We start from the raw sequence: 5034 nt of genomic DNA, 5'->3' as shown, positions 1-5034 counted from the left end.
CAACTGGATCGAGCAGGGTTACCAGCAGGTCAAGGACGAGCTGGGCTGGGCCGACTTCCAGGTCCGCTCCGATGTCGCGATCCTCCCCCAGCCTTCGGCCGGGGGTACCCCCAGTCACCAGGCCCTGGCCAACTGCGCGTTCACCTTCTGCTGGGAGACCTGGCTCACCGACCCGGGACCTGAGGCGACGTCGGCACCGGCATCGGACACCGACGCCGGAGAGAGGGGGGAACGCATCGGCCCCGCCGTGCCGGCCGAAAGCGATCCGCGCCGTCCGCGGCTGGCTGACCCCCGCGGTCGCGCTGCAGCGCTGGTGGCGGGCCTGGTCCAACGCGCCCCCGCCGACCGAGCTCCGGGCCCTGATCGACGCGGTCACCACCGGGCACACCGTGAGCCTCTACTCCCCGGTCTAACAAACCACCGCTAGCTTGTGCGGGCGCAGCTTCCCCGATCGGCGCGCTGTGGCCCGTTGCCGGACGGGCGGATGTCGAAGTCGAAGATGGCGGTGGGCAGATAGAGCGTGGCGCAGGAGTTGGGGATGTCGACCACGCCGCTGAAGCGGCCTTCGATCGGGGCGGCTCCGAGGAGCAGGTAGGCCTGCTCAGGTGAGTAGCCGAACTTGGTCAGGTACTCGATCGCGTTCAGGCAGGCCCGCCGATAGGCGACGTGTGAGTCGAGGTAGCGCTGGCGGCCGTCTTCGTCGACGGAGATGCCGACGAAGGTGAGGAACTCGCTGTAGCGCGGCTCGACGTTGCCGGGGTAGAACACAGGGTTCGTCGTCACCCCGTAGGTCTGCATGCCGCCCTTGATGAGGTCGACGCCGAGATCGAGGTAGCCGCCCATCTCGATTGCGCCGCAGAAGGTGATCTCGCCGTCGCCCTGGCTGAAGTGCAGGTCACCGGCGGACAGTTTGCCACCCTCGACATACACCGGCATGAAGATCCGGGCGCCACGGGTGAGGTTCTTGATGTCCTGGTTGCCGCCGTTCTCGCGTGGCGGCGCGGTTCGTGCCGCCTCCCGTGCAGCGCGCTCGAATGCGTCGCCTTCCAGCGTGCCGAGGATTGCCCTTTGCGAATCCGGCGGCAACGCTAGCGGGGGCACTCGGTTGGGATCGGTCGCGATGAGCTCGGCCTCCCGGGCGTTCCACTGACCGAGCAGGTCGTGCGACGGGGCGGTGCCGATGATGCCTGGGTGGGTGATGCCGGTGAAGCGCACGCCGGGCAGGTGGCGGGAGGTCGCGATCTGCCCGTGGAAGTCCCAGACCGCCTTGTACGCGTCCGGGAAGTGCTCGGTGAGGAAACCGCCGCCGTTGGACTTGGCAAAGATGCCCGTGTAGCCCCAGCCTTGGCCGGCGACCGGCCCGGTCTCCTGCGGGGCGGGACCGATGTCGAGGATGTCGACCACCAGCAGGTCACCGGGCTGCGCACCCTCGACGGCGATCGGTCCACTCAGAGGATGGACCATCGAGAGATCGAGGTCGCGGATGTCGTTGGCGGAGTCGTCGTTGTGAACCGTCCCGTCGAACCACTCCCGGCATTCGAGGCGGAACTCGGCGCCGGGCCGAACGGTCGCCACCGGCGGGATGTCGGGGTGCCAGCGGTTGTGCGGCGGGACTGCCTGGTCGTAGAACGACCGGGACTGGTCGACGCTGAAGAGCACTTCGGGCATCTGTCGTTCCTTGCCTGTGGGTCACGGCCTCGGGAGGCGTGCGTGCAGTGGATTCGGCGGATGAGCATGACGACGGGATGGTGTGGGCATGCGGTGTAGCACCGTCGGCTCGTGCGCGCTGGCCTCGGCAGCGTCGCGCGCCCGTCGCAGGGCGGAGTGGGGCGAGGTGATGGCGGGCGGGGCGTATACACGCGTCGCCGCTCCGCCGCATGTGGCGCACGTCGGCTCATGTACCGGGGCGTCGATCGGGCGGACGACCTCGAACACGCCACACTGCCCGCACGCGTAGTCGTACCTCGCCATGTGAGAGCCTCCGCGTCACATTCGGGGCGGACCGGGGGTGTGATGGTGCTGGCCGAACTTCCCCACTGCCGCTGAAGCAATTCGTGGTGGTTTGAGCGTAACGGTCGTTCAACGGTGTAGCTGAACGACTCGGTGCGGGATAACTCCATTGGATGTGGCGGCGCGCAGATGGGGGTTGCGCTGTGTTCGACAGGTCCAATAGAGGTCGACGACCTTGCCGGTGGCCGCTTCCAGTGCGGTGAACAGGGTGGTGGTGCACTCCGAGGTAGTCGTGGGCCTGCCTTTCGGGGCTCCCGGGCCGCAGCGGCAGAATCGGGGCATTGCGAGCCAGCGCCTGGATCTGGGGCTTCTCGTCGCAGCAGAGCACGACGCATTCTCCGGGTGGGTGGGAGTGAGTCTCCGCCAACTTGAAGACGCAGGTCAAAGGGCTGGTGTGACGGTCTTCTGGGGTACTCACGCTGGTTTTGGGCGACAGCCTGTGGAGTAGATCGCCTGTCAGTGATGTTGAGGCTGCTCAAACGACCAGCATTGCTTCATCTATCTACTTGGTCCGGTTTGTTCACCGCGCTGGGAGCATTGCACCGGGCATCGACGGTAGGGGCTCAGACAGCGCCCTCGTCCGGCTTGTCGAGAACGGCCAACTCCTGTTCGGTCAAGCGCAGGCTTCCGGCGGCGATGTTCTCTGCGAGGTGTGCCGGGTTCGTGGTGCCGGGAATGGCCAGCACGTGCGGACCACGGTGGAGAGTCCAGGCGATCCGTACCTGGGCCGGCGTCGCACCGTGGGCGCGGGCGTCGGCGCGGCGCCAATCCAGGCCGTAGGAGTTCTGCACGCATACCACGGGCGCGATCGTCAGGGCTTCGGCCACGTGCATCGGGCGGACGTTCGAGAGCCCGAGGTGCCGGATCAGGCCCGCCTGGCACAGTTCGGTGAGAGCACCGAAGTGCTCGGTGATCGAAGCCGTACCGGGGTCGTTGCAGCGTAGGTTCACCACGTCCAGGTGGTCTCGGCCGAGCTGGCGCAGGTTCTCCTCGACCTGGCCGCGCAGCTGATCGGGGCGGCCATGGTGAGCCACTCGCCGGAGGGATCGCGCGCCGGGCCGGCCTTGGCCACCACGACCACGTCGCCGTGTCAGGAGGAGAGGGCGCGGTTGATGAGCTCGTTCGCGGACCGAAGTGGCGAGAAGTAGAAGGCGGCCGTGTCGATGTGGTTGACGCCCTGCTCGAACGCGCTGTGCAACAAGCCGACAGCGAGATCGCGGTGGATCGGCGTGCCGTCGGAGTTCCCCATCATGCCGTTGCCCGTCAGCCGCATCGCGCCCTAGCCGATGCGATTCACCTCCAGGTCCCCGAGCTTCCAGGTACCTGCTGCCTCCGCTGCGCTCACCGTGCTTCTTCGCCCGTTGGTTCGTCAGGTCCTGGAGTATGGGGCCGTCACGGTGTGCTGTGACAGGTCAAGGGGCTGGGCGAAACGGGCCTTGACCCAAGGCCGGGTAGTTAGCGATCTTCATGTCACTGCAAGGGAGTTGGTGACCAAGGTGTGGCGGTGTAGAGGCCGGGGCCGATCTTGTGGATGAGTCCGCTCTCGGCCCATCTGGAGAGTTGCCTGTACATGGTGTCCAGGGTGACGTCGCCGAAGTGAGCCGCGATGTCGCGGGGTCTCCACAGGCGGGTGGGGTCTTCTTCGAGCAGGGCCAGGATTCGGTGTCTGCGGCGCTCGGCGGGGGCGGCATGCCGGTCGTCCCGGGAGGCGGTGGGCAGCGCGGGCCGCGGCGAACGCGGCAGAGGTGTACTGGGCCCCGTGGTCGGTGTGTATGACGGCCCCGGCGAGGCTGCCGCGAGTTCGCTCGGCCGCGGCCAGGGCGTCGATGACGAGCCCGGTGCGCATGTGGTCGGTCAGGGCCCAGCCGACGAGGCGGCGCGAGGCGAGGTCGATGACCGTGGCGAGGTACAAGAACTTGCCGCCGTACAGCGGAAGCCAGGTGATGTCGCCGACGTACTTGCTGTTCACCGTGTCGGTGGCGAAGTTCCGTCCGATGAGATCCGGTGCCTTCGCGGCGGCCGGGTCCGCGACAGTCGTACGGTGCTTGCGGCGCAGACGCAGGCCCGCCAGGCCGGCCTGGCGCATGACGCGGGCGATCCGCTTGTGGTTGACGCGCTCGCCGTCCTCGCGGAGTTCGGCGGTGATCCTGGGGACCCCGTAGGTGCCGTCCGAATCGCGGTGGCCCTTGCGTATCCGGGCGGCGAGCTTGGCGTCGGCCGCCTGGCGGGCGGCCCGGTTGGCCGCGGTCTTGCGCCAGTAGTAGAAGCTGGAGCGGGCGATGCCGAGGATGGTGCACAGCCGCTTCACGCCATAACGGCGCTGGTGGTCGGCGACGAACTGGAAGCGGTTCACCAGCGCGTTGAGTCGGCACGGGGCGCGGTTCCGGCGTTGCCACCGGCCCGTTTCCCCGTGCCGCTCGCCGAACCCGGCGTACCCGTCTCCGAGTACCGGGCTCTCCACGGATGCTGTCGTCAGCAGGCGTCCGGGACCCAGGGGTTGGGAATCTTGTTGCCGCGGTAGCGATACCGGGTGACCGGGATCGTCTGGATGTTCCGCAGCTCGACACCGTTTGCCGAGAACGGCAGCCACCGCCCGGTGGGGGTGGTGTGCCGTCGGCGGAGTTCCTTCCAGCTCCAGCGGTGCCGTTCGCGCAGCAGCCTGGCCACTCTCCACCAGGTGAAGGAGTCCAGCTTGCTGAACACGCGTTTCGAGATGGCGTGCTGGAAGTAGAAGGCCCATCCGCCCCTGGCCATGTTCAGCTGGGCCAGTGTGGCGTCCAGGTCCAGAGGCGACGTCTTGCGGGTCAGGGCACGGATCTTCGCCTTCACCTGCCGGATGGCCCGGTCAGAAATGAAGGTGTAGACGTGCCATCTGCTCGTGCCTCGTTTGCGGCGCCACTGGATGTGGAACCCCAGGAAGTCGAATCCCTCGCTCATGTGGACGACCCGGGTCTTGGCTTCGGAGAGCCGAAGTCCCATAGGCCGCAGCACCTGAGCGACCTCTTCGCGCACTTGATKGACGTG

General features: G+C 67.6%; 4 protein-coding genes and 4 pseudogenes. 1 reads left to right on the top strand and 7 read right to left on the bottom strand.

Annotated features, from left to right (window positions below; genetic code table 11):
• Positions 1 to 427: pseudogene (locus DIZ27_RS46680) on the top strand (hypothetical protein); the annotation flags it as partial.
• On the opposite strand, the gene fmdA reads toward DIZ27_RS46680, so the two are convergent.
• The 7 genes and pseudogenes from fmdA to DIZ27_RS44560 form a co-directional block, all read right to left on the bottom strand.
• Entirely contained in the window at positions 424 to 1668 is a 1245-nt protein-coding gene (fmdA, locus tag DIZ27_RS44585; protein WP_109383939.1) for a formamidase, read from the bottom strand. The pseudogene DIZ27_RS46680 and the gene fmdA sit on opposite strands and share 4 nt — an antisense overlap.
• A 21-nt stretch (positions 1669 to 1689) precedes the next feature.
• Positions 1690 to 1971 (bottom strand): FmdB family zinc ribbon protein, encoded by a 282-nt coding sequence (locus tag DIZ27_RS49180; RefSeq protein ID WP_109383938.1) that lies wholly within the window; start codon positions 1969 to 1971, stop codon positions 1690 to 1692.
• A gap of 207 nt (positions 1972 to 2178) precedes the next feature.
• Positions 2179 to 2356, bottom strand: a pseudogene (locus tag DIZ27_RS48335) (IS630 family transposase); the annotation flags it as partial.
• Positions 2357 to 2573: 217 nt separating this feature from the next.
• Positions 2574 to 3355 (bottom strand): annotated as a pseudogene (locus DIZ27_RS44575) (aldo/keto reductase).
• Between the two features lie 125 nt (positions 3356 to 3480).
• Positions 3481 to 3636, bottom strand: coding sequence for a hypothetical protein (locus tag DIZ27_RS49175; protein ID WP_375232093.1), 156 nt, complete (start codon positions 3634 to 3636; stop codon positions 3481 to 3483).
• Positions 3637 to 3727: 91 nt separating this feature from the next.
• A pseudogene (locus tag DIZ27_RS49170) lies at positions 3728 to 4366 on the bottom strand (IS3 family transposase); the annotation flags it as partial.
• A gap of 116 nt (positions 4367 to 4482) precedes the next feature.
• Positions 4483 to 5034: group II intron maturase-specific domain-containing protein (locus DIZ27_RS44560; protein ID WP_309075005.1), on the bottom strand; the 552-nt coding region annotated here is incomplete at its 5' end.

Source organism: Streptomyces sp. NWU339, from assembly GCF_003143855.1.
Taxonomy (GTDB): Bacteria; Actinomycetota; Actinomycetes; order Streptomycetales; family Streptomycetaceae; genus Streptomyces.
This window is presented reverse-complemented; position numbering and strand designations above follow the sequence as displayed.

Excerpts from the sequence above, each read along its gene's own strand:
- fmdA (WP_109383939.1), bottom strand. The coding sequence starts at position 1,668 with ATGCCCGAAGTGCTCTTCAGCGTCGACCAGTCCCGGTCGTTCTACGAC.
- DIZ27_RS49180 (WP_109383938.1), bottom strand. The coding sequence starts at position 1,971 with ATGGCGAGGTACGACTACGCGTGCGGGCAGTGTGGCGTGTTCGAGGTC.